Source organism: Paenibacillus sp. P22 (genome assembly GCF_000469945.2).
In the GTDB taxonomy this organism is placed as follows: domain Bacteria; phylum Bacillota; class Bacilli; order Paenibacillales; family Paenibacillaceae; genus Paenibacillus_O; species Paenibacillus_O humicus.
On sequence record NZ_CBRA020000033.1, the window covers coordinates 1 to 22,352 of the forward strand.

21 protein-coding genes are annotated in these 22,352 nt (G+C 58.8%); 2 read left to right on the forward strand and 19 right to left on the reverse strand.

Annotation, left to right across the window (positions count from 1 at the left end; genetic code table 11):
- Window positions 1–40: 40 nt before the first annotated feature.
- Window positions 41–877: a cache domain-containing protein gene (locus BN871_RS07045; RefSeq protein WP_198158020.1), complete on the reverse strand. Its 837-nt coding sequence runs from the start codon at window positions 875–877 to the stop codon at window positions 41–43.
- Here BN871_RS07045 and BN871_RS28265 point away from each other — a divergent pair.
- Window positions 867–1,196 (forward strand): hypothetical protein, encoded by a 330-nt coding sequence (locus BN871_RS28265; protein ID WP_164762951.1) that lies wholly within the window; start codon window positions 867–869, stop codon window positions 1,194–1,196. The two genes, BN871_RS07045 and BN871_RS28265, sit on opposite strands and share 11 nt — an antisense overlap.
- A 695-nt stretch (window positions 1,197–1,891) precedes the next feature.
- Here BN871_RS28265 and BN871_RS07050 read toward each other — a convergent pair.
- From BN871_RS07050 to cymR, 13 genes are all read right to left on the reverse strand, one after another.
- Window positions 1,892–3,145 carry a U32 family peptidase gene (locus BN871_RS07050; RefSeq protein WP_373864515.1) on the reverse strand — a complete coding sequence of 418 codons (1,254 nt, stop codon included), beginning with the start codon at window positions 3,143–3,145 and terminating at the stop codon, window positions 1,892–1,894.
- Between the two features lie 27 nt (window positions 3,146–3,172).
- Entirely contained in the window at window positions 3,173–4,111 is a 939-nt protein-coding gene (locus BN871_RS07055) for a peptidase U32 family protein (RefSeq protein ID WP_048745154.1), read from the reverse strand.
- 23 nt (window positions 4,112–4,134) lie between these two features.
- Window positions 4,135–5,208 carry an endolytic transglycosylase MltG gene (gene mltG / locus BN871_RS07060; RefSeq protein WP_048745193.1) on the reverse strand — a complete coding sequence of 358 codons (1,074 nt, stop codon included), beginning with the start codon at window positions 5,206–5,208 and terminating at the stop codon, window positions 4,135–4,137.
- Window positions 5,209–5,338: 130 nt separating this feature from the next.
- Complete coding sequence (locus tag BN871_RS07065; protein WP_048745155.1) at window positions 5,339–5,647, reverse strand: DUF1292 domain-containing protein; 309 nt, start codon at window positions 5,645–5,647, stop codon at window positions 5,339–5,341.
- Window positions 5,647–5,955 carry a DUF1292 domain-containing protein gene (locus BN871_RS07070; RefSeq protein WP_048745156.1) on the reverse strand — a complete coding sequence of 103 codons (309 nt, stop codon included), beginning with the start codon at window positions 5,953–5,955 and terminating at the stop codon, window positions 5,647–5,649. The genes BN871_RS07065 and BN871_RS07070 overlap by 1 nt, the downstream gene beginning before the upstream one ends.
- 8 nt (window positions 5,956–5,963) lie before the next feature.
- On the reverse strand, window positions 5,964–6,377 hold the full coding sequence (gene ruvX, locus BN871_RS07075; protein WP_021878637.1) for a Holliday junction resolvase RuvX: 414 nt from the start codon (window positions 6,375–6,377) through the stop codon (window positions 5,964–5,966).
- Between the two features lie 38 nt (window positions 6,378–6,415).
- Window positions 6,416–6,676, reverse strand: a complete 261-nt coding sequence (locus BN871_RS07080) for an IreB family regulatory phosphoprotein (RefSeq protein ID WP_048745194.1) — start codon at window positions 6,674–6,676, stop codon at window positions 6,416–6,418.
- A gap of 141 nt (window positions 6,677–6,817) precedes the next feature.
- Window positions 6,818–9,454 (reverse strand): alanine--tRNA ligase, encoded by a 2,637-nt coding sequence (gene alaS / locus BN871_RS07085; protein ID WP_048745157.1) that lies wholly within the window; start codon window positions 9,452–9,454, stop codon window positions 6,818–6,820.
- 426 nt (window positions 9,455–9,880) lie between these two features.
- On the reverse strand, window positions 9,881–10,951 hold the full coding sequence (locus BN871_RS07090) for an AI-2E family transporter (RefSeq protein ID WP_048745158.1): 1,071 nt from the start codon (window positions 10,949–10,951) through the stop codon (window positions 9,881–9,883).
- A 320-nt stretch (window positions 10,952–11,271) separates the two neighbouring features.
- Window positions 11,272–11,478: a hypothetical protein gene (locus tag BN871_RS07095; RefSeq protein WP_021878641.1), complete on the reverse strand. Its 207-nt coding sequence runs from the start codon at window positions 11,476–11,478 to the stop codon at window positions 11,272–11,274.
- 13 nt (window positions 11,479–11,491) lie between these two features.
- On the reverse strand, window positions 11,492–12,049 hold the full coding sequence (locus tag BN871_RS07100; protein ID WP_021878642.1) for a PRC-barrel domain-containing protein: 558 nt from the start codon (window positions 12,047–12,049) through the stop codon (window positions 11,492–11,494).
- 14 nt (window positions 12,050–12,063) lie between these two features.
- Window positions 12,064–13,215, reverse strand: a complete 1,152-nt coding sequence (locus tag BN871_RS07105; RefSeq protein ID WP_021878643.1) for a cysteine desulfurase family protein — start codon at window positions 13,213–13,215, stop codon at window positions 12,064–12,066.
- A gap of 15 nt (window positions 13,216–13,230) precedes the next feature.
- Window positions 13,231–13,650 carry a cysteine metabolism transcriptional regulator CymR gene (gene cymR / locus BN871_RS07110; RefSeq protein WP_048745159.1) on the reverse strand — a complete coding sequence of 140 codons (420 nt, stop codon included), beginning with the start codon at window positions 13,648–13,650 and terminating at the stop codon, window positions 13,231–13,233.
- Window positions 13,651–14,041: 391 nt separating this feature from the next.
- Here cymR and mnmA point away from each other — a divergent pair, with 391 nt between their 5' ends.
- The gene (gene mnmA, locus BN871_RS07115; RefSeq protein WP_021878645.1) at window positions 14,042–15,175 is read left to right on the forward strand and encodes a tRNA 2-thiouridine(34) synthase MnmA; all 1,134 of its coding nucleotides are present in this window, start codon (window positions 14,042–14,044) and stop codon (window positions 15,173–15,175) included.
- Window positions 15,176–15,247: 72 nt separating this feature from the next.
- Here the strand turns inward: mnmA and BN871_RS07120 are convergent, their stop codons facing one another.
- The 5 genes from BN871_RS07120 to BN871_RS07145 all read right to left on the reverse strand — a co-directional run bounded on the left by BN871_RS07120 (window position 15,248) and on the right by BN871_RS07145 (window position 22,319).
- Window positions 15,248–16,636, reverse strand: a complete 1,389-nt coding sequence (locus BN871_RS07120; RefSeq protein ID WP_048745160.1) for a hemolysin family protein — start codon at window positions 16,634–16,636, stop codon at window positions 15,248–15,250.
- A 298-nt stretch (window positions 16,637–16,934) separates the two neighbouring features.
- A complete protein-coding gene (locus BN871_RS07125) occupies window positions 16,935–18,290 on the reverse strand; it encodes an Nramp family divalent metal transporter (RefSeq protein WP_083436296.1) in 1,356 nt (451 codons plus the stop codon).
- A gap of 300 nt (window positions 18,291–18,590) precedes the next feature.
- Window positions 18,591–19,898: a replication-associated recombination protein A gene (locus tag BN871_RS07130; RefSeq protein WP_021878649.1), complete on the reverse strand. Its 1,308-nt coding sequence runs from the start codon at window positions 19,896–19,898 to the stop codon at window positions 18,591–18,593.
- 425 nt (window positions 19,899–20,323) lie between these two features.
- Complete coding sequence (gene add, locus BN871_RS07140) at window positions 20,324–21,367, reverse strand: adenosine deaminase (RefSeq protein ID WP_048745162.1); 1,044 nt, start codon at window positions 21,365–21,367, stop codon at window positions 20,324–20,326.
- Window positions 21,368–21,563: 196 nt separating this feature from the next.
- A complete protein-coding gene (locus tag BN871_RS07145; RefSeq protein ID WP_048745163.1) occupies window positions 21,564–22,319 on the reverse strand; it encodes a ThiF family adenylyltransferase in 756 nt (251 codons plus the stop codon).
- Window positions 22,320–22,352 lie beyond the last annotated feature (33 nt).

Consider the following 22,352-nt stretch of genomic DNA (forward strand, 5'->3'; position numbering starts at 1 on the left):
GGCTGGCCGGAGCGGATCTGCTGCTCGTTTATTCGCCGGTCTAGACGGTCAGATTGTAGATTTTCCGCGCGTCCTTCACCAGCTCCCCCACCGGTATCGTTCCCGCCGCCATCCATGGGTTGGACTTGAATCGGTTGTAGATCGCAAGCGACTTCGTTCCGCTCTCGTCTGTGACGAACATGCCTGAATCGCCGTCCTTGGCTTGGGTGCTGAAGGCTACCGCCGACTTACCTCCGATCATATCCCTGCCGGAAGCATCCAGCAGAATTCCGTCCTGGCTGTCGAGGATCGATACCGTGCCGCCTTCGCCAAGCTGGGCGCCCTGTAGCTGGTCCTGGATGGCCCGGTCCTGGATCTCGATGAGCACGACATAGATCGGATCCGTCCCCCCGGGCTCTCGGAGCGCACGCGCCAACCCCAGCGTCGGATTTCCCCCATTCTGGAATCCTGTCGGCTGTGTGGGGATCCAGACGCCTTGATTGAGGTCTTTCAGCGCTTCCTGATACCAGGCAGCCTGTTGAACCTTCTCCAGCTCCAGCTTGCCCGTTCCAAGAACCCGCTCGCTCAGCTTGGAGCTGACCGGAATCAGATTGAGGTTCTCCACTCCCGATGTGCCGAGCACCATGCTCTGAAGCTTGTTGTTCAGCTCGCGCTCCGCATTGGTCCGGGCGCTGTCATCCGAGGCGTACATCGTAGAGCCGATCATGTTCTGCAGCGTAACGTCCGCGACGAACTGCAGCGAGAAATCATTGAATTTGTCGAAGACGAGATCAAGCTTGTCCGAGAGCTGCTTGAGCGTCGCCTGCGAGGATTCCGACACCTTGCTCTCGATGACGCTCTTTGAAATTTGGTAGGAGAAATACCCCATGAGCAGCACGCATGCCAAAATGCCTGCAAAAAAAGTAAGAAAGAGCTTTAATCCGACCGATCTTACGATGTTCAAGGAGAGCCTGCCGGTTCTCCCGGCCTTTGCTGCGGCTTGTTCACCGCCTGTGTCGCCGCTGTTGGCGTTGTCCTTGTTTTTCCGCTTTTCTTTCCATTGTGCCAAACGATTCCCCATCACCGTTCACCATCCTGTGGTCGCAATCTCTTTCTTATCCTTATCGGAATGCTGGGCACGGGTCTTTAGTCTCATGTCAGATAAATATTTTCTTTACAATGCTTATCGATCGATTCGATTCGTTTTAAGCTCTTGAATAATCAAAATTTGAGAATAGAATAGTCAGTTTATGGAAGATATTTGAATCGCAATGGAAAGGAATGACGTTTTGTCAAAAAAACAACATGAAACTAAAATTGCCTTTTCAGTCTTCTTTAGCTTCTCCTTTATCCTTTTCATGGCGCAATCTCTCATGATTCGAGCCGATTTTGTTGCCATCCGCAAGAATGTCTTGGACCCGTCTCAACGCATAAGCAGACCGTTTCCGCCTCCTGTATAAGCCGCGAAGCAGAGCTCTCCCTGAGACTCTGCCGCAGAAGCAGATATTCGATTTCTTCACGGACCTCCTGAACCAGTAACAGGCATCAATGGATTTGCTTACGATCTGACTGAATTCGAAGCTCCCGCAAAAAGGACCGCGACGTTTGGCACAAACAAGCAGTTCGCCGCATCACGTGGCCGACCTTCACTCGATGACTTCTGGCATCAACTATATGGAAGAAAACAATCCATGTTTACCTCTTTGCGGAACGAGCGGTAGGATCTCCTTACCATGCCTTTCAGAGGGTCTTTCGGACTATGGTTGTACTCGAGCACTATGTTTTTTATGTCAAAAAAATCCCCCGCCAGCCGAGGCCAGTGGGGGATTAAATTCATATCGTTTAACCATGTTGCGGAAAAGATTGGCAGCCGCAGGCGCCAAACGCTCATGGAAGGCTTTTGCCGATTGCTTTAGCGGATGCGCTTGCGCATCATATCCATCGGATGGACAGGCTGAGCCGTCCGGATCCGCACCTGCTGCAGCGGATGCCGCGCGGCATCGAGCAGCTGTCCTTCCAAGTCGCGGATCTCCTCGACCGTCTGTTTGAAGAAGGTACCTCCCGGCCCGAAGAACTCCACCTCGGTTCCGGGCTTGAAATGGTTGCGCTGCTGAATGACCGCCTCGCCTGTCGCCTCGTCATAGGAGAGGACAACGCCGGCGAAGTCGTACGGAGCGGCTTTTTGCTCCGGCTCGTAAATATGGTCTTCCGTACCCGGCGTATCGAAGAAGAAGCCCGTATTGAGCGGCCGGTTGGCGGACTTGTTGATCTCATCCACCCATTCCGGCTTCAGCTCATACCCTTCGGGATCGGCAAAGTAAGCGTCGATGGCTTGGCGGTAAGCGTTGACGACGGTAGCCACATAATGAAGGCTTTTCATCCGGCCCTCGATCTTGAAGCTGTCCACCCCGACCTCGATAAGCTCCGGCAGATGCGAGATCATGCACAGATCCTTGGAGCCCATCGTGAACTGGCTGTCCTGCTCGGTGTTGACGGAATCGCCGTCCACGTACAGATCGTACTTCCACCGGCAGGACTGGCAGCAGCCGCCGCGGTTGGAATCCCGGTCGGTGAAGTGGTTGGAGAGCACGCAGCGGCCCGAGAACGAGGAGCACATCGCGCCGTGGATGAACGCCTCGATCTCGATGTCGACATGGGCTTTCATCTCCGCGATTTCCTCGAGGCTCGTCTCCCGCGCAAGCACGACTCGCGGCAGCCCTTCGTCCTTCCAGAACTTGACCGTACGCCAGTTGAGCACCGACTGCTGGGTGCTGAGATGGACTTCCAGTCCAGGCGCGACCCGCTGGGCGGTCTCGACGATGGCGGGATCAGCCGCGATGATCGCGGCTATGCCGGCCGCTTCGAGTCCGCGCAAATAGTCCTCCAGGCCTTCAATATCTTCGTTGTGGGCATAGATATTGGTCGCGACGAATACCTTCGCTCCGTAACGGGCGGCAAATTCGACGCCTTCGCGCATTTCCTCGAAGCTGAAGTTGTCCGCTCCCGAGCGGAGCCCGTACTTCTGTCCACCGATATAAACGGCGTCGGCGCCGTAATGGACGGCGAACTTGAGCTTCTCCAGGTTGCCGGCCGGAGCCAGCAGCTCGGGCCTGTCCAGGCGATGCCTTTTTCCTTTGAGAAGGGGTTTAATTGAAGTCATAGACATGATGTATTCACCTCCTGCTTGCTTGGATTAATAGACTTGCTCTTTGAAGAAGAAGCCGTAGCTCAGCTCCCGGCTGGGATCCTGAAGCGCGCGGATGGCGTCCAGCCATTCTTCCTTGAACTCGTAGCCGGCCGGGTCGGCCGCATAGGCGTCGATCGCTGCCCGGTAAGCGCGGATGACGGTCTCGTTGTACGCCGTCGTTTTCATCAAGCCTTCGACCCGCAGGCTGTCGATTCCCGCTTCCATCAGCTCATGCAGGTTCTCGATCATGCAGACGTCATCGGAGCTCATCATGTAAGTCCCATGGGCATCCTGGTAGATCGGATAGCGCTCGTCCCTGCGCTCCTCCTCCATCAGATAGAGCCCTTGGCCGAGACGGCTGTCAAGCTCCGAAGGCTCCTTGCCGAGATGGCCCATATAGCTGTCGACCAGAGAGCGCTTGGAATGGTAGATGTTCGTCATGCCATGCACCTGCACCTGAACATCCAGAGAGGTCCGCTGCTTGATCTCGATGATCTGCTCCATGTTCAGCTCGCGCGCGAGCACGATGCGCGACGCTCCCCTGCGGCCCCAGTAATCGGCTTGGGCGTAGCTTGTCGAGGTCATCTCGGCGTTCCAGTGCAGCGCCACGCCCGGTGCCGCCTCGCGCGCGGTCACGAGAACGGACGGATCGCCGAAGACGATCGCATCCACGCCGATTTGCGCCAGAGAGCCGAGATACTCCGGCAATGAGTCTGCGGCCGCATTGTCCATCAGGTTGTTGACGGCGGCATAGATCCGCACGGGGCGGACGAAGCCATGCGCCGCCTCGACGGCCTCGGCCATCTCCTGAAGTCCGAATTCGCCCGGCAGCCTCGCTCCGTATTTGGATTCTCCGATAATGAACGCATCCGCTCCGGCTTCCATGAGCTTGCGGAGCTCGCCCAAGGAAGCAGCTGTTGTCAATAGTTCCGGTTTGGTATTCAAGTTGCGTCGTTCCTCCTTGCCTTTTACTTCTCGCTTTGCTTGATGTTGTTCAGATGCTGCTCGTAGGTGACGGCGAACAGGTGACGGCTGCTGCCGTCCTTCTTCGTCACATAATAGTAGTATTCGTTCTTCTCCGGATGCAGCGCAGCTTCGATGGACTTCAAGCTCGGACTGCTGATCGGTCCCGGCGGCAGGCCGTCGCTCCGGTACGTGTTGTAGGGGCTCTCGACCTCGAGATCCTTCTCGTAGAGCCTTTCCTTGGGCTTGTCCAGCAAGTATTGCACGGTGGCGTCGATCTGCAGCCGCATCGGCTTGGCCAGACGGTTGTAGATGACGCCGGCGACGGCAGCCCGCTCCGCGTCGACGACGACCTCGCGCTCGACCAGAGAGGCGACGGTAAGCAGCTCATGCAGCGACATTCCCCGCTCCTGCAGCGTCTCGTCGAGGTCAGGCAGCTCGGCAAGCTTGCGATCGGTCTCCTCCACCATGCGGGTGAGGATATCCTCCTCGGTGCTGCCCTTCTTGAGCTCGTACGTATCCGGGAACAAATAGCCTTCCAGACGATGGCGGATCCGGGAATCCTCCGGAATCGTCTTGACGGCTTCGGCGTCGCCCCAGGTACTACTGGAATCGGCCCGTTCAAGGAAGCGGTTCTTGTCGATGATGCCTTCCTTCGACAGCTTGTCCGCAATCTGCAGCAGCGTATAGCCTTCCGGAATCGTGAACCGGATGACCGCTTCCTTCACCGTGGAGCCGCTGTTCAGCTTCTGGATGATCGCTTCATGCTCCATGCCCGGCGCGAGCTCATAGGTTCCAGCCTGGAAGCTGCCGCCCTGTTCCTTGAATTTCAGGTAATATTTGAAAATGAAGGCATTCCGAATAATGCCTTCGCGCTCCAGAAGGTCGGCCACCTGAAACGGCGACATGCCCCGGGCGATCTGCACTTGCTTCATATCGCCCGCAGCCGCAGGCCGCAGGCCGTTCCATATATATCCTGCGATTCCTGCAGCCGTCACGAGCAGCAGGGTAAGCAGCGTAAGTACTACCCAAAGCGTAATCCGGCTTCTCGCCGGCCCGGACGGCTGCCCGCCCGGCATGCCGCTCATTTCTTCGTTCCGCATCTCTATCCCTGTCCCCCGCTTCGCAAGTGTCGCCGGCACTCCGCTTTCATCGGCGCTTTCATGACACAACCAAAAGGGGCGGTGTCAGCCGCCCCTGCGTCAACTGCTATTCCTCGTTGTCCGACCCTTCGAAAAGCAGGGCGTCATAGGATTCGGCCGCAAGCTCCCACTCTTCGTCATCCTCGATCGTCTCCAGCTCTGGAGTTCCATCCTCGCCAAGCACGATCAGGAACATCTCCACTTCGCCCTCCTTGCGCAGGGCAGGAGATTGGAGAGCCGCATAGCTGCGGTCGCCGAGGCTGAATTCCGCTTGGACCGTATAAGGAATTTCCTGCCCGCTGTCGTCGACGAGCAGAACTTCCCGGCCGAAAGATTCTTTAAGGAGCGTGATGCGCTCCGGCTGCGATGTGCTCATTAACCTTGTTCTTCCTCCAGTTCGCCGAGCAGGGTATTGAACGTTTCCTCTACCATGCTCCACTCTTCTTCGTCTTCGATCGTGTACAGCTTGAGATCGTCGCCATCCTCCTCGTAACGGAAGGCGTACACCTCGTCCTCTTCATCCTCTTCTCCGCCTTCGGAGTTCAGGGGAACGACCATCATATATTTCTGGTCCGAGCCGTCAACCTCGAACTTCATGATTACCTCGAATTCCTCTTCGTTGCCGTCTTCGTCCGGAATATAGATGATTTCCGGCTCTTCGTACTGCATGTCGTCATTTGCCATCGTTACCCTCACCTTTTCATCTTAGAGTCGAGATAGTTTTGCAAAATAAGCGCGGCCGCCATCTTATCCACGACCTGCTTTCGTTTCTTGCGGCTGACATCCGCCTCGATGAGCGTCCGCTCTGCGGATACCGTCGTAAGTCTTTCGTCCCATAGGTGTACAGGTAAGTTCAGTACTTGCCCCAATTCCTCGGCAAATGCGATGCAAATTTCGCCACGCGGACCGATGCTGCCGTTCATGTTCTTGGGCAGCCCGACAACGATTCCAACCACTTCGTGCTCAGCCGCAAGCGCGGCGAGACGCTGCATCTCGCTGCCGTCCCTGCGCTGCACCACTTCGAGCCCCTGGGCAGTCCAGCCCATCGGGTCGCTGAGGGCAACGCCGATTCGGCGGTCGCCGTAATCCAAGCCCATCAATCTCATCTGCCGCTACCCTCTCCAGTCGCCAGCCTGCCGTTCAATCAGCGGTGATTGGCCAGATAGGAGCGCACCAATTCCTCAATGAGCTCGTCTCGTTCCTTCTTGCGGATCAGGCTTCTTGCGTTGTTGTGCCTCGGGATGTAAGCGGGATCTCCGGACAGGAGATACCCGACGATCTGGTTGATCGGATTGTAGTCCTTGTCCACCAGCGCGTCGTACACCGTCAGCAGGATATCCTTCGAGGAAGCCTCAGGACCGTCCGCAACCACGTCAAACTTCATTGTCTTGTCCATGGAGCTCACCGCCAGCACCTCGCTTTCCTCTCGCCCCCGCTCAGGAGGCTCTTCGGAGTCGTATAGAATTAAATGAAATTCTCTACTTCCCTGCGCAAGCGCCGGCCGTCCTTCGACAGAACAGCCGGCTCCGCTTGAGATACATCCTTACTATATCACATTTGACTGCGCGAGAACCAGTTCTTCGACAAGTTTGAGCGCTTCCTCCAGCTTGGAAGGATCCTTGCCGCCGGCTTGAGCCATATCGGGCCTTCCGCCGCCTCCGCCGCCGCATACAGCCGCCGCTTCCTTGATGAGCTTGCCCGCATGGAAGCCCTTTTTCACGAGATCCTGAGACACGGATACGACCAGATTGACCTTGCCTTCGGCCGCCGCGCCGAGCGCGATGACCGCTTCCGGCAGCTTGAGCTTCAGCTCGTCGGCGATGCCGCGCAGCGCATCCATGGACGGAGCGCTGACCTGAGCGGCCAGCACAGTCACGCCGCCGACCGATACGGCCTTGCTCTCCAGCGAGCCTGCCTCGATGCGGGACAGCTTGCTTTGAAGCGACTCGTTGTCCCGCTGCAGCTCGCGCACCTGGCCGAGCAGCGCCTCGATGCGCCGCGGCAGCTCGGATACGCCGGCCTTCACGAGCCCGGCCGCCTGCTCCAGCAGCTCCAGCCGGCCTTCCGTATACGCGTAGGCGAACCGGCCGGTGACCGCCTCGATCCGGCGCACGCCGGAGCCGATGCCCGTCTCGCCGGTGATCTTGAACAGCCCGATCCGGGACGTGTTCTCTACATGGCAGCCGCCGCACAGCTCGAGGCTGTAGTCGCCGACCTGGACGACGCGCACGACGTCGCCGTATTTCTCTCCGAAGAGAGCCATCGCGCCCATCGCCTTCGCTTCGGCGATCGGCTTGCTTTCGATGACGACGTCCGTTCCCTTCCAGATCTGCTCGTTGACGCGGCGCTCGATATCGGCCAGCTCTTCCGCGGAAATGGAGCCGATATGGGAGAAGTCGAAGCGCAGACGCTCCGGCTCGACCAGCGAGCCCGCCTGGTTGACATGGCCGCCGAGCACGTCTTTGAGCGCTTTGTGCAGAAGATGGGTCGCGGTATGGTTTTTCACCGTATCGCCGCGCGACGTTCCGGATACTTCGGCCTGGACCTTGGCGCCCTTATGGAGCGTTCCCTCTACGACGAGGGCATGATGGACCGATTGGCCGTGAGGAGCTTTGGTGACATCCTCCACCTCAAGCTTCATTCCCGGAGCGCTGATGATTCCCTTGTCTCCGATCTGGCCGCCGCTTTCGGCGTAAAACGGCGTGCGGTCGAGAACGACCAGCACGCGGCTGCCTTCGCCGGCGATGTCCGCCGTCTCTCCGTCCACGAAGATGCCCGTCACGACCGCTTCAGCGGACAGGCTGTCGTAGCCGATGAAGCTGCTCGGCTCGGTGAACTCGGACAGAGCGCCGCCCTGAACGCTCATTCCGCCCGTTTCATGACGCGCGGCGCGAGCGCGCTGGCGCTGGGCGTCCATCGCCTGGTCGAAGCCGCCACGATCGACCGACAGGCCGTTCTCGGCTGCAAAGTCTTCCGTAAGGTCGAACGGGAAGCCGTACGTGTCGTACAGCTTGAAGGCATCCTCGCCGCCGATTTCGGCGCGTCCGTCCTTTTTGGCCGCTTCCACGAGCTGACCGAGCAGGCCGAGGCCGCTGTCGAGCGTGCGGTGGAACTGCTCCTCCTCGCCGCGGATGACCTTCTCGATGAATTCGCGCTTGGCCTCGATCTCCGGATAATAGACGCCCATGACGTCGCCGACCGTCTCCGTCAGGCGGTACAGGAACGGCTGGTCCACGCCGAGCGACTTGCCGTAGCGCACCGCGCGGCGGAGCAGGCGGCGGATGACGTAGCCGCGTCCTTCATTGGACGGCAGCACGCCGTCTCCGGCTGCGAAGACGACGGTGCGGACATGGTCGGCGATGACCTTGAGGGCAACGTCCGTATCTTCTTTTTCCTTGTATTTGACGCCGGCGATGGAGCAGGCCTTCTCGATGATCGGCACGAACAGGTCGGTGTCGAAGTTGGAGTCGACATCCTGAAGGATGGAAGCGAAGCGCTCCAGCCCGGCTCCGGTATCGATGTTCTTGTTCGGCAGCGGCGTGTAGCTGCCGTCCTTGTTCAGGTTGTACTGGGTGAACACGAGGTTCCAAACCTCCAGGTAGCGCTCGTTCTCGCCGCCGGGGTAAAGCTCGGGATCGGACGGATCGCTGCCGTATTTCTCGCCGCGGTCGTAGAAGATCTCCGTGCAAGGTCCGCATGGCCCCTCGCCGATCTCCCAGAAGTTTCCTTCCAGCTTGATGATGCGCTCGGCAGGCAGTCCGACGGTTTCGTTCCAGAGCTTGAACGCTTCCTCATCCTCCGGATGGACCGTCACCGACAGACGCTCCGGATCGAAGCCGATCCATTCCTTGGAGGTCAGGAATTCCCACGCCCAGACGATGACCTCGTCCTTGAAGTAGTCGCCGATCGAGAAGTTGCCGAGCATCTCGAAGAACGTATGGTGGCGGCGGGTTTTGCCGACATTCTCGATATCGTTCGTACGGATGCATTTCTGCGCGTTCGTGATGCGCGGATTGTCCGGAATCTGGCGTCCGTCAAGGTAAGGCTTGAGCGGAGCGATGCCCGCGTTGATCCACAGCAGGGAAGGATCGTTATGCGGCACGAGCGAAGCGCTCGGCTCGACCTTGTGGCCTTTGCTTTCAAAGAATTTCAGCCATTTGGAACGGATTTCTGCAGCTTTCATGGAAAATTCCAGCCTTCCACTAGGGATTTTGGTCTACTCGTCTTGCTTGTCGATAAGCCTGAAAAAACGTAAAAAAACGCCCCTGTCAGCCGACAGGGACGATTCATATCGCGGTACCACCCTGGTTACTGCCGCTCTCCAGCCGCCGCTTGGGCTACCGAAGGGGGCAATCTCCTCGATGCGGAAGATAACGGATCCGCTGCCGGTGGAGTTCATCCACGCTCCGAGACCAGCTTCGGCACGCTCTTCGGCACGGGGATTCTTGCAGCCGACCGGCGCAAGGCCGGAAGGAATCCTCTCTCTGAATGCCGGGCTGCGGCTTACTTGTTATCTCATCAACGCTGTGTGTATGGAAGCTGAAAATAGACCTATATGCCATGCATTATAAGAAAAAAACAGCCTTTTGTCAAATTGACGCCCCTCGATTCAGACGGTGCGCCGCCGGATGTAATAAGCGAACAAATGCTGGAGGATGACCTTCAGCGCAGCGAAGACGGGAACGGCCAAAATCATGCCGACGATGCCGGCAAGCTCCCCTCCGACCAGCAGGGCGAAAATAATCGACAGCGGGTGCATGTGGAGCGTCCTGCCCACGACCTGGGGAGAGATGACGTTGCCCTCCAGAATTTGGCACAGCGTGTTGACGACGACGACGAGCAGCATCATTTTCACCGAAACGGTGGATGCCATGAGCAGCGCCGGCGCCGCTCCGATGAACGGGCCCAGATACGGAATGATGTTGGTTACGGCGACAATCGAGGCCAGCAGCAGCGCATAGGGCATTCCGATGATCAGATAGCCGGCATAGGCCAGCAGCCCGACGATGACGCATACGAGAAACTGCCCGCGGATGTAGCTTCCAAGCGCCTCGTCGATGTCCTTGAACATCCGGACCAGATGTTTGCGGTGCGCTTTGGGCATGTAGGTAACGACGGTCCGCTCCATCACGTCGAAGTCCTTCAGAATATAAAAAACGAGAAACGGAATGATGAACGCCAGGAAAACGACATTCAGCATCGAGCCGATATTGTTCAGAAAATCGGCGGTCGTCTCGGTCAGCTTCTTCTCCATCGTGACCAGCGCGCGCTCGATGCCGCTGCGCAGGCTGTCCGGCAGGAAGGAGGTGTTGTTGAAATCCTCCATCATGCCTTTGGCTCTCATCGTAAGCTCAGGCGCATGCTCTCCGAGCTCCTGCACCTGGCCGGCCACCATCGGGATGAGATTCATCAGGATGACGGTCAGAGCGGTGCAGAACACGGCGTAGATGAGCAGGACGGCGATCGTTCGCGGCACCCGCCTGGCGCTGAGCAGGCTGACGACGGGATGAAGCACGTACGAGATGACCATCGCGATGAGGAAAGGGGTCAGCACCGCGCGGACGAACCGGTACGCATCCATCAGCATCGGCTTGATGAGAAGCAGCAAAAACAGGGCCAGCAGCCCCAGAATGATGTATATGAGCGTCATCAGGACGCGGTTCTGCCTCAGCTTGTCCATGTTGCCGTCCTCCCCTGGCGCCTTGCTCGGGCCGGGAGCGATGCCTAAAGGGCCTGTCTTCCCCGGCAGGTCGTTACAGTATATGTCCTTCTGCCGCCTTCCATACCTTTCCCGCTCAGCCAAGCAAGCCGCTTGGCGGCTCCGCGGCCCCAGGCTGGATGCGCGCCTGACCTTGCACTCGTGTCGGCAGTCCGTATTCCGGCGTCTGCGGGAAACGAGGCATTCCGCTCCAAGCTTGGGGCAGTTCCCGAAAGCCGCCTAAATGCAAAAGCCCCTGATGCGCAAAGCGCTCAGGGGCGTGGATTCCGGTTGGACAGCCGTCAGTTGGCGTGAAGCTCCGAGGAGGCGATATCCTCTTCGAAGAACAGATCGTCGAGCGAGCTCAGCGTGCCGTCTTCCTCCACCTGGTAGACGCTCATCTTGTCGCCGTTCACCGTCAGCTCGATGTAGCAGCTCCAGCAATAGAACTGATGCGAGCCGATTTTGCCGATATCTCGGGAATTGCAGTTGGGGCATTTCAATGTCATTGGTCATTTCTCCCTACATGTACGGATCGGAAGCTGCGACGCGCTCCAGGGAACTCTCATCCATCGTCGGGACGATGATCGCATCTTCGCCAAGCAAGAAGACGTCGGAATCCCGGGGCGCTCTCAGCCATCTCCGTCCATCCATGAGATCGGAGACAAAACCGTCCGTCAGTTCAAAACCTACTAACTGTGTACCCAAGAACGGGTCGATATAAACATCGGACACTCGTCCAAGCTGGCTGCCGCCTGCCGTGACGACCGGAAGATCCTTCAGCCTCACGCATCCGTTCAGGAATGAACGCTGCGCGATGGACACTTTCGCCGTGCGGACGGATTCCCTGCCCCGGATGAAGACGCAGTCTTCACCGCAGGTCAGCACCTCGTCCCAGAGAACGGTCCGAACGGTACGCGGCTTCCAGCACCAGCCGTCCAGGACGAATCCCTTCAGCTTCCAATGCTCGTCAAACCAGGCATCCTTGATGCGTCCGGCCATACGGCCGGTATGGGAGATCAGGACAGGCAGTCCGATGATATGCTGAAGCTTCATCACGGGAACGGCCGGAGTCGCCATGCGGCATCCGCCTCCTAAGAAGAATTACGATTACGGCGCAGAAAAGTTTCAACCTTTCGTGCGGCCAGCGCCATTTCCTCCTTAGTATTGCCCAATCCGAAGCTGAATCTAATCGCGGTCTGCAGACGCTCCCGGGGAAGCCCCATCGCCTGCAGCACATGGGAAGGCTCCAGCGCTCCAGCCGTGCAGGCGGAGCCCGCCGAAGCGGCGATTCCCGCCAGGTCGAGATTCATGAGCAGCGCTTCGTTGTCCAAGCCGGGAAAGCTCAGATTGACGATTCCCGGCACCCGCTTCTCCTCATGCCCGTTGACGACGACTCCCCCTTCGGCCGCCTCGTCCATGAAAGAAATCCATTGCCGGCGAAGATCGTCGAGACGAAGCGCATCCGATTCCAGCTTCTCCGCAGCCAGCTTCGCGGCCTTGGCGAACCCGGCGATGCCGGCCAGATTCTCCGTGCCGCCGCGGCGCTTCTTCTCTTGCGAGCCGCCTACGAGAAGCGGATGCATGAGGGTTCCTTGGCGAACGAACAAGGCGCCCGCTCCATGCGGCCCGTTGATCTTGTGGGCCGTGACGGAGAGGAGCTGGACGGGAAGGACCGCCAGATCAATCGGCAGCTTGCCGTAGGCTTGCACCGCATCGGTATGGAAAGGCACGCCTGCCGCGCCCGCCAATGCGGCTAGCTCGGCGATCGGCTGCACCGTGCCCGTCTCGTTGTTCGCATAGATGATGCTCACGAGTCCGGTATCCGGCCGCAGCGCTTCCTTCAGGTCGTTCACGGATACGAGGCCGAATTCGTCAACGGGCAGATACGTCACCTCGATGCCTGTCCGCTCCAGGCGCTCGCATTCCCTGAGCACGGCATGATGCTCCACCCGGCTTGTGATCAGATGGCGCCTGCCTGCCGCGGCCTGAGCCTCCATGACGCCGCGGACAGCCATATTGTCGGCTTCCGTGCCGCCGGAGGTGAAGACGATCTCGGCGGGCTTGCAGCCCAGCGTAGCCGCGATGGCTTCGCGGGAAGCATTGACGAGGCGCCGCGCCTCCCTGCCGAAGCTGTGGATGCTGGAGGCATTGCCCGGCGGGCCCTGCATGACGGCCAGCATCGCTTCAGCGGCAAGCGGATGCAGCGGGGTCGTCGCCGCATGGTCGTAATAGATGCGTTCCATTGGCCTCTCTCCCGGTCAGATATAGAACATATAGCTGTCGTTCTCGCTCTTCTCCGTATACTGGATCAGATCCTGGAGCGTCGTGGAATCCAGCACCTCCGCGATGCTGTCGCGGATGCGCAGCCACAGGTTGCGCTTGGCCGGATCGTCCTCCTCCGTGAAGTCGACGGGCGAGATCGGTCCCTCCAGGATGCGGATGACGTCGCCTGCGGTGATCGTCTCGGGATCCTTGGACAGAATATAGCCGCCGTAGGCTCCGCGGATGCTCTTGACCAGCCCGGCGTTGCGCAGCGGCGCGATCAGCTGCTCCAGATAATGCTCGGAGAGGGAGTTCTTCTCCGCGATGCTCTTCAATGAAATCGGACCTTCGCCGAATTTGGCGGCGAGCTCCATCATAATCGTCAAGCCGTAACGGCCTTTGGTTGAAATTTTCAAGGCTGCACCTCTTTCCCTGTTTGACAGATGTTGAAGACTAACCTTCGAGGCAGGATGGCCGTTAATATCGCGTTCTAGCCCTCTGAAATGCGGTCCAAGGCGATATTTGCCAAAGTACGGGCCTGGAAAGCACCGTCTTCTCCGCGGCCTCCGGCCTCTCGATCTCTATTCTGCAGGTTCACGGCTGCGTGGATTAATTCAAGGTATTCCCATTTAACTGCTATGTTAACATATTCCACCCCATTCGTCCGCTAAAATACGCGCAGAATGCATGATAAGCGGGCAGGAAATATGCTACAATGGGCTTTACGCTCCCCTTGCCCTGAGTGGATGGAACACAAGTTGTCAGATTAGCAGGGAAAGAGCAAGATTGTCAAGGTGGTGGAGATAAATGGCACAAACGGGAGCACGCGTCGTCGTCGGCATGTCCGGAGGAGTCGACTCCTCGGTTACGGCTCTGCTGCTCAAGCAGCAGGGATACGACGTCATCGGCATTTTCATGAAAAATTGGGACGAGACCGACGAAAACGGCGTCTGCAGCGCGGACGAGGACGCCGAGGATGTGCGGAAGGTCTGCGAGCAGATCGGAATCCCTTATTATACGGTGAACTTTGAACGCCAATATTTCGACAAGGTGTTCAGCTATTTCCTGGACGAGTATCGCCGGGGCCGCACGCCCAACCCGGACGTGATGTGCAACCGCGAGATCAAGTTCGGGGAATTCCTCGCCAAGGCCAAATCGCTCGGAGCGGATTATCTCGCCACGGGCCATTACGCCCGCGTCGAGCGCGACGGGAACGGCGTCACCCGTCTGCTGCGGGGAGTCGATTCCAACAAGGACCAGACCTACTTCCTGCATCAGCTCAGCCAGGAACAGCTGGCATCGGCGATGTTCCCGATCGGCGATCTGCCGAAGCCGGAAGTCCGCCGCATCGCCGAGGAGCACGGCCTCGCGACCGCCCGCAAAAAGGACAGCACCGGCGTCTGCTTCATCGGCGAACGGAACTTCAAGCAGTTCCTGAGCGGCTATCTTCCCGCGCAGCCCGGACCGATGGTCGACCTGCGCAGCGGCGAGACCAAAGGACGCCATGACGGACTCATGTACTACACGCTTGGTCAGCGCCAAGGACTAGGCATCGGCGGCTCCGGCAACGGAGAGCCTTGGTTCGTCGCCGACAAGGATCTTGAATCCAATATCCTGTACGTCGTTCAGGGCGAATCGCATCCACGCCTCTATTCCTCGTCGCTAACCGCAAGCGGCATCAACTGGATCGCGCCCGAGCTGCCGGCCGGCGAGATCCGCTGCGCAGCCAAATTCCGCTACCGCCAGCGCGACCAAGGCGTGACGCTGAGGCTGTCGGCCGACGGGACGGCGGAGGTCGTCTTCGACGAACCGCAGAAGGCGGTCACTCCAGGCCAAGCCGTCGTGTTCTATGACGGCGACACCTGCCTCGGCGGAGGCACGATCGACAAGGTGCATCTCGTCCGAGAGGCGGATTATCCGGAAGGCGTTGCCGCCCGCTGATCCGCAGCCTCCAAAAAAGCCCTGCAGCGCCGGTTATCCGGCACTGCAGGGCTTTTTCGCATCGTTGCTTATTCAGGAAGGCCAGGTCGCTCCGGCATTCGGCTCGGAGCTGGCAGCTGTCTGACGCTTCGCGGCAGCGGCCTCTTCTTCCGCTCCCGCGGGCCTCAGCATCCGGAGAGCCACTCTGGAAATGCGCAAATGGTCGGTTTCCTCGATGACGAACTCAGCCTCATCCGACATGGCGACTCTCTGTCCCCGCGTCGGCGGAATCTCGATCCGGGAATAAAGCCAGCCGCCGAGCGTATCGTAATCCTCCGAGTCCAGCTCCAGCCCGAAGCGGGCGGCGACCTCTTCGAGCTGCATGAGCCCGCTGAGCGAATAGGCGGCCTCCCCCGTCTGCTCGACATCGGGCCTCTCCTCATCGAATTCATCCTGGATTTCTCCGACGATCTCCTCCATGATGTCCTCCAGCGTCACAAGGCCGGAAGTGCCTCCGTACTCGTCGATCAGAATCGCGATCTGAGTTCTGCGCTTCTGCATCAGCTTCAGCAGCGAGCTGATCTGCATCGATTCCGGAACCGTCGTCATGGGCCGCAGAATCTGCCGCAGATCGTGAAGGTCGGGACCCGCCTTGAGCAGATCCTTGATATGGACGAATCCGATGATGTTGTCCTTGTCCCCGTCGCAGACGGGATACCTGGTATGCATCTGCTCCAGGGCGATGTCCCTGTTCTCGGGAAAGGGGGCTTGGATGGAAAGGCAGATCATCTCCGTGCGGGGGATCATGATCTCATGGGCATGCGTGTCCGCAAAATCGAAGATGTTGTCGACCAGAGTCAGCTCGGTGTTGTCGATCAGCCCGCTTTTGTGGCTTTCCTTCATGAGGATGCGGATCTCTTCCTCCGTATGGGCGGATTCATGCTCCGAAGCAGGCTCGATGCCGATCCACTTCAGCAGCAGGTTCGCCATGCCGTTCAGCGCCCAGATAAAGGGGTACATGATCCGATGGAACAGGACGAGCGGAGCGGCCGTCAACAGCGTCACCTGCTCCGCCTTGCGGATGGCGATCGTCTTGGGAGCCAGCTCGCCGAGGACGATATGCAGCAGCGTGATCAAGGTGAAGGCGATGATGAAGGAGACGGTGTTCAAGGCGAGGCCGTCGATTCCGAAGCGGGAAAAAAGCGGCTCCAGCAGGCGGGCGACGGCAGGCTCCCCGACCCACCCGAGACCGAGGGAGGCAAGCGTGATGCCGAGCTGGCAAGCCGAAAGGAAAGCATCGAGATTGTCCGTCAGGCGCATCGCGAAACGGGCTCTGCCGTTGCCCTCCGAGACAAGGGAGCCGATCCGGCTGCCGCGGACTTTCACCATGGCGAATTCGGCCGCCACGAAAAAACCGTTCAGGAAAACCAATACAAGAACCACGATAATGCTTAGACTCAGCGGTAACGGGTCGTCACTCACTCATTTGCCTGTCTCCCGGCGCCGATGTTCGGCAAGCTCAAGGACAGGCGCACCTCCCCGGCATCAAATCTATTAAGAAGTACTGTAGTCCATGACGGCATTCCCGGTCAAACCGCCTGCGGCTCACGATAAGTCCGTTATCGGCGGCATGAGGACGATTTGTCTGATTATTTCCATTACTATGGCTCTCAGAAGCCCCATATGACAGTTGAAGCTCGTTTGGGACAAGCAAGAAGAAGAAAAAAGGACCCTTCCGCCGTGGTCCGGCGAAGAGTCCTGCCTATCCTGGAATCTCCGTTCAAATCCAGCTGTAGATCGTAGCGCCGAGCAGGTACAGGTTGAGCACGGCGATCAGGCAGCCGCACGTCCAAGCCAGAACTTTGGTTGCCGGCTTGTTGGCGAACTCGCCCATCTTCTTGCGGTCTCCCGTGAACAGCACGAGCGGGAATACGGCAAAGCTCAGTTGGAAGCTCAGCACCACCTGGCTGAAAATGAGCAGGTCGGTCGTCCCTTTCTCCCCGTACATGAAGGTCACGATGACGGCCGGCACGACTGCGATGAGACGGGTGATCAGCCTCCGCAGCCAAGCCTTCATGCGGATGTTCAGAAAGCCTTCCATGACGATCTGTCCGGCCAGCGTTCCCGTCAAGGTCGAGTTCTGTCCGGCCGCCAGCAGAGCGACGCCGAACAGGATGCTGGCGAGCGCCCCGCCCATGAGAGGCGTCAGCAGATGGTACGCATCGCCGATATCCGCGATATCGGTATGGCCGGAAGTATGGAAGACCGCTCCGGCTACGATGAGGATGGCCGCATTGATGAACAGGGCCAGAAAAAGGGCGATCGTCGAATCCCAGGTCGCGTAGCGGATCGCTTCGCGCTTGCCGAGCGGAGTCTGCTCGAATTTCCTCGTCTGGACGATGGAAGAATGCAGATACAGATTATGCGGCATGACGGTTGCTCCGAGGATGCCGATCGCGATATAGAGCATGGCCGGATTGGAGACGATTTCCGCCCGGGGGATGAAGCCCTTCATGACATCGGCCATGACCGGCTGCGCCCACAACAGCTCGATCAGGAAGCAGAGGCCGATCGTGCCGATCAGCGTGATGACGAGCGCCTCCATGTAGCGGAAGCCTTTGTTCTGCAGCATCAGGACGATGATGACGTCGAATGCCGTCAGGATGACGCCCCACAGGAGCGGCATGCCGAATAAAAGATTGAGGGCGATGGCGGTGCCGATCAGCTCCGCCAGATCGCAAGCCGCGATCGCCAGCTCGCACAGCACCCACAGCGCGACGGATACAGGCTTGCTGTAATGGTCGCGGCAGGCTTGCGCCAAATCCCTGCCGGTGACGATGCCGAGCTTGCCGGCCAGCGCTTGCAGCAGGATCGCGATAAGATTGGACAGCAGGACGACCGACAGCAGCGTGTAGCCGAACAGCGAGCCTCCGGCCAGATCCGTCGCCCAGTTGCCGGGATCCATGTATCCGACGGCAACCAGATATCCCGGTCCCATAAAGGCGAGCAGCTTCCGGAACCATCCGCCTTTCGTCGGAACGCTCAGGGAGCCGTTCACTTCAGCGAGCGAAGGCCTGCCGGATGCGCGGTTCCAGCCTTTATCCCGGGTAGTGATCAGGGCGCTTTCCTCGTTCATGATGTCTCTCCTCCTAAACTTGTATCCATCCATATATGTTGACCTAGGGAAACTTTTGAACCAAAAAAAAAGAGCCATTCGATCTTGATCCTGTCTTACTTGTATATGAACCCATCTCCGCAAATGTTCCTATGCTTAAATCTTAGCACTAACCTTTTTATTTGAATAGCCTTTTTTTTCTCGTTTCAAAACACAAGAAACAAAAAAAAGGAAGGACCGGTGCCTCCGATCTTTCCTTTTCCGTTGTAACCGCCCTGAATTTACCGGGCCGCACGGCGCTTGCCGGACATATCGCTCCGTCTATTTGGGACGCCGGTCCTGGTTCTGGCGGATCTTGTCCTCCATGCCCTGGCGGGTCGCTTCATACACGGACGAGCCGGCCAGCCGATCCGGATAATACTGCTGCACGACGTAGTGGCCGGGGAAATCATGCGGGTATTTGTACCCTTCGTGGCCGAGCTTCCCGGCGCCCTTGTAGTGGGTATCCCTCAAGTGCATCGGCACCTCCGCCGTTCCTACCGCTTCGATCTTCTGCGTCGCTCTGGATATCGCCATGGCGGCCGCGTTGGACTTGGGACTCTCTACAGCGAAAAGGATCGCCTGAGCCACATTGTACTTGGCTTCCGGCCAGCCGATCTTGTGATAGGCGTCCATGCTCGTCACCGCCTGCACCATCGCCTGCGGATTCGCAAGTCCGATATCCTCGCTGCAAGCGACGATCAGCCTGCGGATGAACACCATCGGGTCCATCCCGAGCTTCTCCACCGCGTACAGAAACCAGAACAAGGCCGCATCGCTCGAACCCCGGATGCTTTTGTGGAAAGCCGACAGCACGTCGTATTGGGTCGATTCATCCGCTTGGACCGCCCGGCTGCGGATCGATTCCTGGGCGACCTCCAGCGTGACCACGACCGTGCCGTCCGGCTCCGACGGGGTTGTCACGGCCGCCAGCTCAAGGGCGTTGAGCGCGCGGCGGATATCTCCTCCCGCCATGCCTGCGATATGCTCGAGAGCTTCGTGCTCCACATCCAGCTTCATGAATCCGAGCCCTCGCTCCTTGTCCGCGATCGCCCGGGACATCGCCTCCAGCGCATGCCTGCTCTCCAGCGCGTGGAGACGGAACAGCGTCGAGCGGGACAGCAAGGCGCCATTGACGGAATGGAACGGGTTCTCGGTCGTCGCCCCGATGAAGATGATGATTCCCTGCTCGACCGCCGGAAGCAGCGCATCCTGGCGCGAAGAGTTGAAGCGGTGCACCTCGTCGAGAAAGAGAATCGTCTTGCGCCCGTACAGGGACTTGGCGCTCTTTGCCCGCTCGATGACGTCCCGCACATCCTTGACCGACGCGTCGACGGCATTGAGCTTCACGAACTCCCCCTCGGTACGGTTGGAAATGATGTTCGCCAGCGTCGTTTTGCCGCTGCCCGGAGGGCCGAACAGGAGCAGCGAGCTGACCTGGTCGCCTTCGATCGCGCGCCTCAGCAGCGTTCCGGGGCCGACGACATCCTCTTGGCCGATATATTCGTCCAGCGTCCGCGGACGCATGCGGTCCGCAAGCAGCCGCGCCCGCGGCTGCTCCTTTTCTTCTTTATAATCAAATAAGTCCATCTCGCAACATCCCCTGTACTATGCTGGACTGAGGGATGTCCGGGAAGGCCGCAGCCGGTTCCCGGACAGCCGGATTCCTTTAGAAAAAGTGTATCACAGCTGCGGATAGGGCACAAACGTTCGCCATGAAATCCATCGCGCTTGAGCCGAAGCTGAACCTGGCTCCGCCCGTTCCTCTCCTGAGCATTACGGCGAAGCCGGGATTCCCCTGCGCGGCCGACAGCTGAACCTCCGACGCACGAGAAAAAGGACAGACACAAAGTCTGTCCCATTTTCAATCCGTAATTGCCTTTCCTTCGCGCCTGCATTTTCAAACCGGAATTGCCTTTCCTTCACGCCTGCAGTTTCAATCCCATTCAGGTCTTTGGCAATCAATTCCTTCGCCTGGAAATCCTCCGGTTGCGGATGGCTCGGCCTCGGCAATCTCAGGCCTCCGCCGCCAGCCCAAGCTCGGACCATTCGCGCTCGAACAGCTCCCGCAGCTGGCGCTTCCGCTCCTCGTCGACAAAAGCCGCATTGATCGCATGGCCGGCGACCTTGCGGATATCTCCGGCGGAGAAGCGGAACCGGCGAGTCAGATTTTCGTACTCCCGCGTCTGGTTCGTTCCCGAGACGGTCGGATTATCCGTATTGACCGTCACCAGCAGGCCGCTGTCCAGGTAGCTGCGGATCGGATGCGCCTCCATGCAGGATACCGCCTTCGTCTGCACATTGCTGATGACGCACAGCTCGAGGGGAATTCCCTTGACGCGGATGAGCTCCGTCACCTCGGCATCCTCCTGCAGCCTGACCCCGTGTCCGATCCGGCGCGCCCGGAGCTTCTCGACCGCGCAGCGGATGCTGCATGCCCCCGCCGCCTCGCCGGCATGGATCGTGATCGGCAGCCCGAGGCGGTCGGCCAGCTCGAATACTTCCGCATGCAGCTCGTTCGGATAGCCGGCCTCGTCGCCGGCCAAATCGACCCCGACAACTCCTTGCCCATAATAGCGCGCGGCGGCCCTCACGATCTCCTCGTTGTCCATCTGTCCATGATGCCGCATGCAGATCAGAATCATGCGCACGCAGTGGCCGTATTTCTGCTCCGCGGCGCGAAGGCCGGAGCCGACGGACTCGATAACCTCCTCGACCGTCAGCCCCCGGCGGGTATGAAGATGCGGCGCGAAGCGCACTTCCAGGTAGCGGACGTTGTCCAGAGCCGCATCCTCTGCGGCCTCGAATGCGATGCGCGACAGCGAGGATGCCGACTGCATCAGCAGCAGCGGAAGCTCGAACCGCTCCAAATATTCCACCAGACTGCTGCAGGAAGGAGGCGCGGTCATGCGGTCCGTCAAATCCCGCAAATCGCGGCAGCTCAGCTCGATTCCTTCCTCCTCGGCGATCTCCGCGGCTGTCGCCGGCCTGACGCTTCCGTCGAGATGGCAGTGCAATTCGATTTTCGGCAAACGCCTCATCAGATTCGTCGTGACCATGATATGCACCATCCCGTAGATTAATTAGAGATGATGGTATCCAATTTGAAGCTTTATGTCAATATAGATTACGCAAAATAGGCCATTTCAATTGTATATCTACCCTATACATAACTTAATATGTAATATTATGAATAGATATAAAACAAAGGCGGCCTCTAATCGAGATCCGCCTTTGTCTATTGAACAGGAAAGCTTACAGAGAAATTCCGGATTTGGCGAGCAGCTCCCGAACGGCGACGCTGACCATGATCAGTCCCGCTACCGGCGGCACGAAGGCATTGCTGGCAGGCGGCTGCTGGGCTTTGCGGATTTCCGGAGCGTTGTCCGGCACGATCCGCTGGGTGACGTCCTCGCGCGGCTTTTTAGGCTCTTCCGACGAAAAGACGACCTGGACCCCTTTCTTCACGCCTTCGCGGCGCAGCTTCTGGCGGACGACGCGCGCGACGGGATCCGTATGGGTCTTGGAAATATCCGTCACCTGAAACTTGGTCGGATCGACCTTGTTCGCAGCCCCCATGCTGGAGATGATCGGAATGTTCCGCTCCAGGCACTGCTTGATGAGGTGGACCTTGTAGGAAATCGTGTCGGATGCGTCGAGCACATAATCGAGCGGGTATTCGAACAGCTTCTCGTACGTCTCCTCGGTATAGAACATTCTCAGGCTGACGACGTCGCACTCGGGATTGATCAGCTTGATGCGGTCCCGCATGAGATCCGCCTTCGGCTCGCCGACCGTCGTCGTCAAGGCGTGGATCTGCCGGTTGATATTGGTGATGTCCACGACATCCTTGTCGATCAGGATGATCCGGCCGACGCCGGTACGGGCCAGAGCTTCGGCCGCGATCGAGCCGACGCCGCCGATGCCGAGCACGGCGACGGTGCTCCGCTTCATGGCTTCGATGCCTTCAGGCCCGAAGGCAAGCTCCGTTCGGGAAAATTGATTGAGCATGAGCATTTCCTCCTTTATCCTTTTCGTTATCCT

Bases quoted from the DNA above. Each gene is read 5' to 3' on its own strand.
- BN871_RS28265 (WP_164762951.1), top strand. From the start codon at position 867: ATGAGCAGCACGCATGCCAAAATGCCTGCAAAAAAAGTAAGAAAGAGC.
- BN871_RS07050 (WP_373864515.1), bottom strand. From the start codon at position 3,145: ATGTCTATGACTTCAATTAAACCCCTTCTCAAAGGAAAAAGGCATCGC.
- mltG (WP_048745193.1), bottom strand. From the start codon at position 5,208: ATGCCGGGCGGGCAGCCGTCCGGGCCGGCGAGAAGCCGGATTACGCTT.
- BN871_RS07065 (WP_048745155.1), bottom strand. From the start codon at position 5,647: ATGAGCACATCGCAGCCGGAGCGCATCACGCTCCTTAAAGAATCTTTC.
- BN871_RS07070 (WP_048745156.1), bottom strand. From the start codon at position 5,955: ATGGCAAATGACGACATGCAGTACGAAGAGCCGGAAATCATCTATATT.
- ruvX (WP_021878637.1), bottom strand. From the start codon at position 6,377: ATGAGATTGATGGGCTTGGATTACGGCGACCGCCGAATCGGCGTTGCC.
- alaS (WP_048745157.1), bottom strand. From the start codon at position 9,454: ATGAAAGCTGCAGAAATCCGTTCCAAATGGCTGAAATTCTTTGAAAGC.
- BN871_RS07090 (WP_048745158.1), bottom strand. From the start codon at position 10,951: ATGGACAAGCTGAGGCAGAACCGCGTCCTGATGACGCTCATATACATC.
- BN871_RS07095 (WP_021878641.1), bottom strand. From the start codon at position 11,478: ATGACATTGAAATGCCCCAACTGCAATTCCCGAGATATCGGCAAAATC.
- BN871_RS07100 (WP_021878642.1), bottom strand. From the start codon at position 12,049: ATGGCGACTCCGGCCGTTCCCGTGATGAAGCTTCAGCATATCATCGGA.
- BN871_RS07105 (WP_021878643.1), bottom strand. From the start codon at position 13,215: ATGGAACGCATCTATTACGACCATGCGGCGACGACCCCGCTGCATCCG.
- mnmA (WP_021878645.1), top strand. From the start codon at position 14,042: ATGGCACAAACGGGAGCACGCGTCGTCGTCGGCATGTCCGGAGGAGTC.
- BN871_RS07125 (WP_083436296.1), bottom strand. From the start codon at position 18,290: ATGAACGAGGAAAGCGCCCTGATCACTACCCGGGATAAAGGCTGGAAC.
- BN871_RS07130 (WP_021878649.1), bottom strand. From the start codon at position 19,898: ATGGACTTATTTGATTATAAAGAAGAAAAGGAGCAGCCGCGGGCGCGG.
- add (WP_048745162.1), bottom strand. From the start codon at position 21,367: ATGGTCACGACGAATCTGATGAGGCGTTTGCCGAAAATCGAATTGCAC.
- BN871_RS07145 (WP_048745163.1), bottom strand. From the start codon at position 22,319: ATGCTCAATCAATTTTCCCGAACGGAGCTTGCCTTCGGGCCTGAAGGC.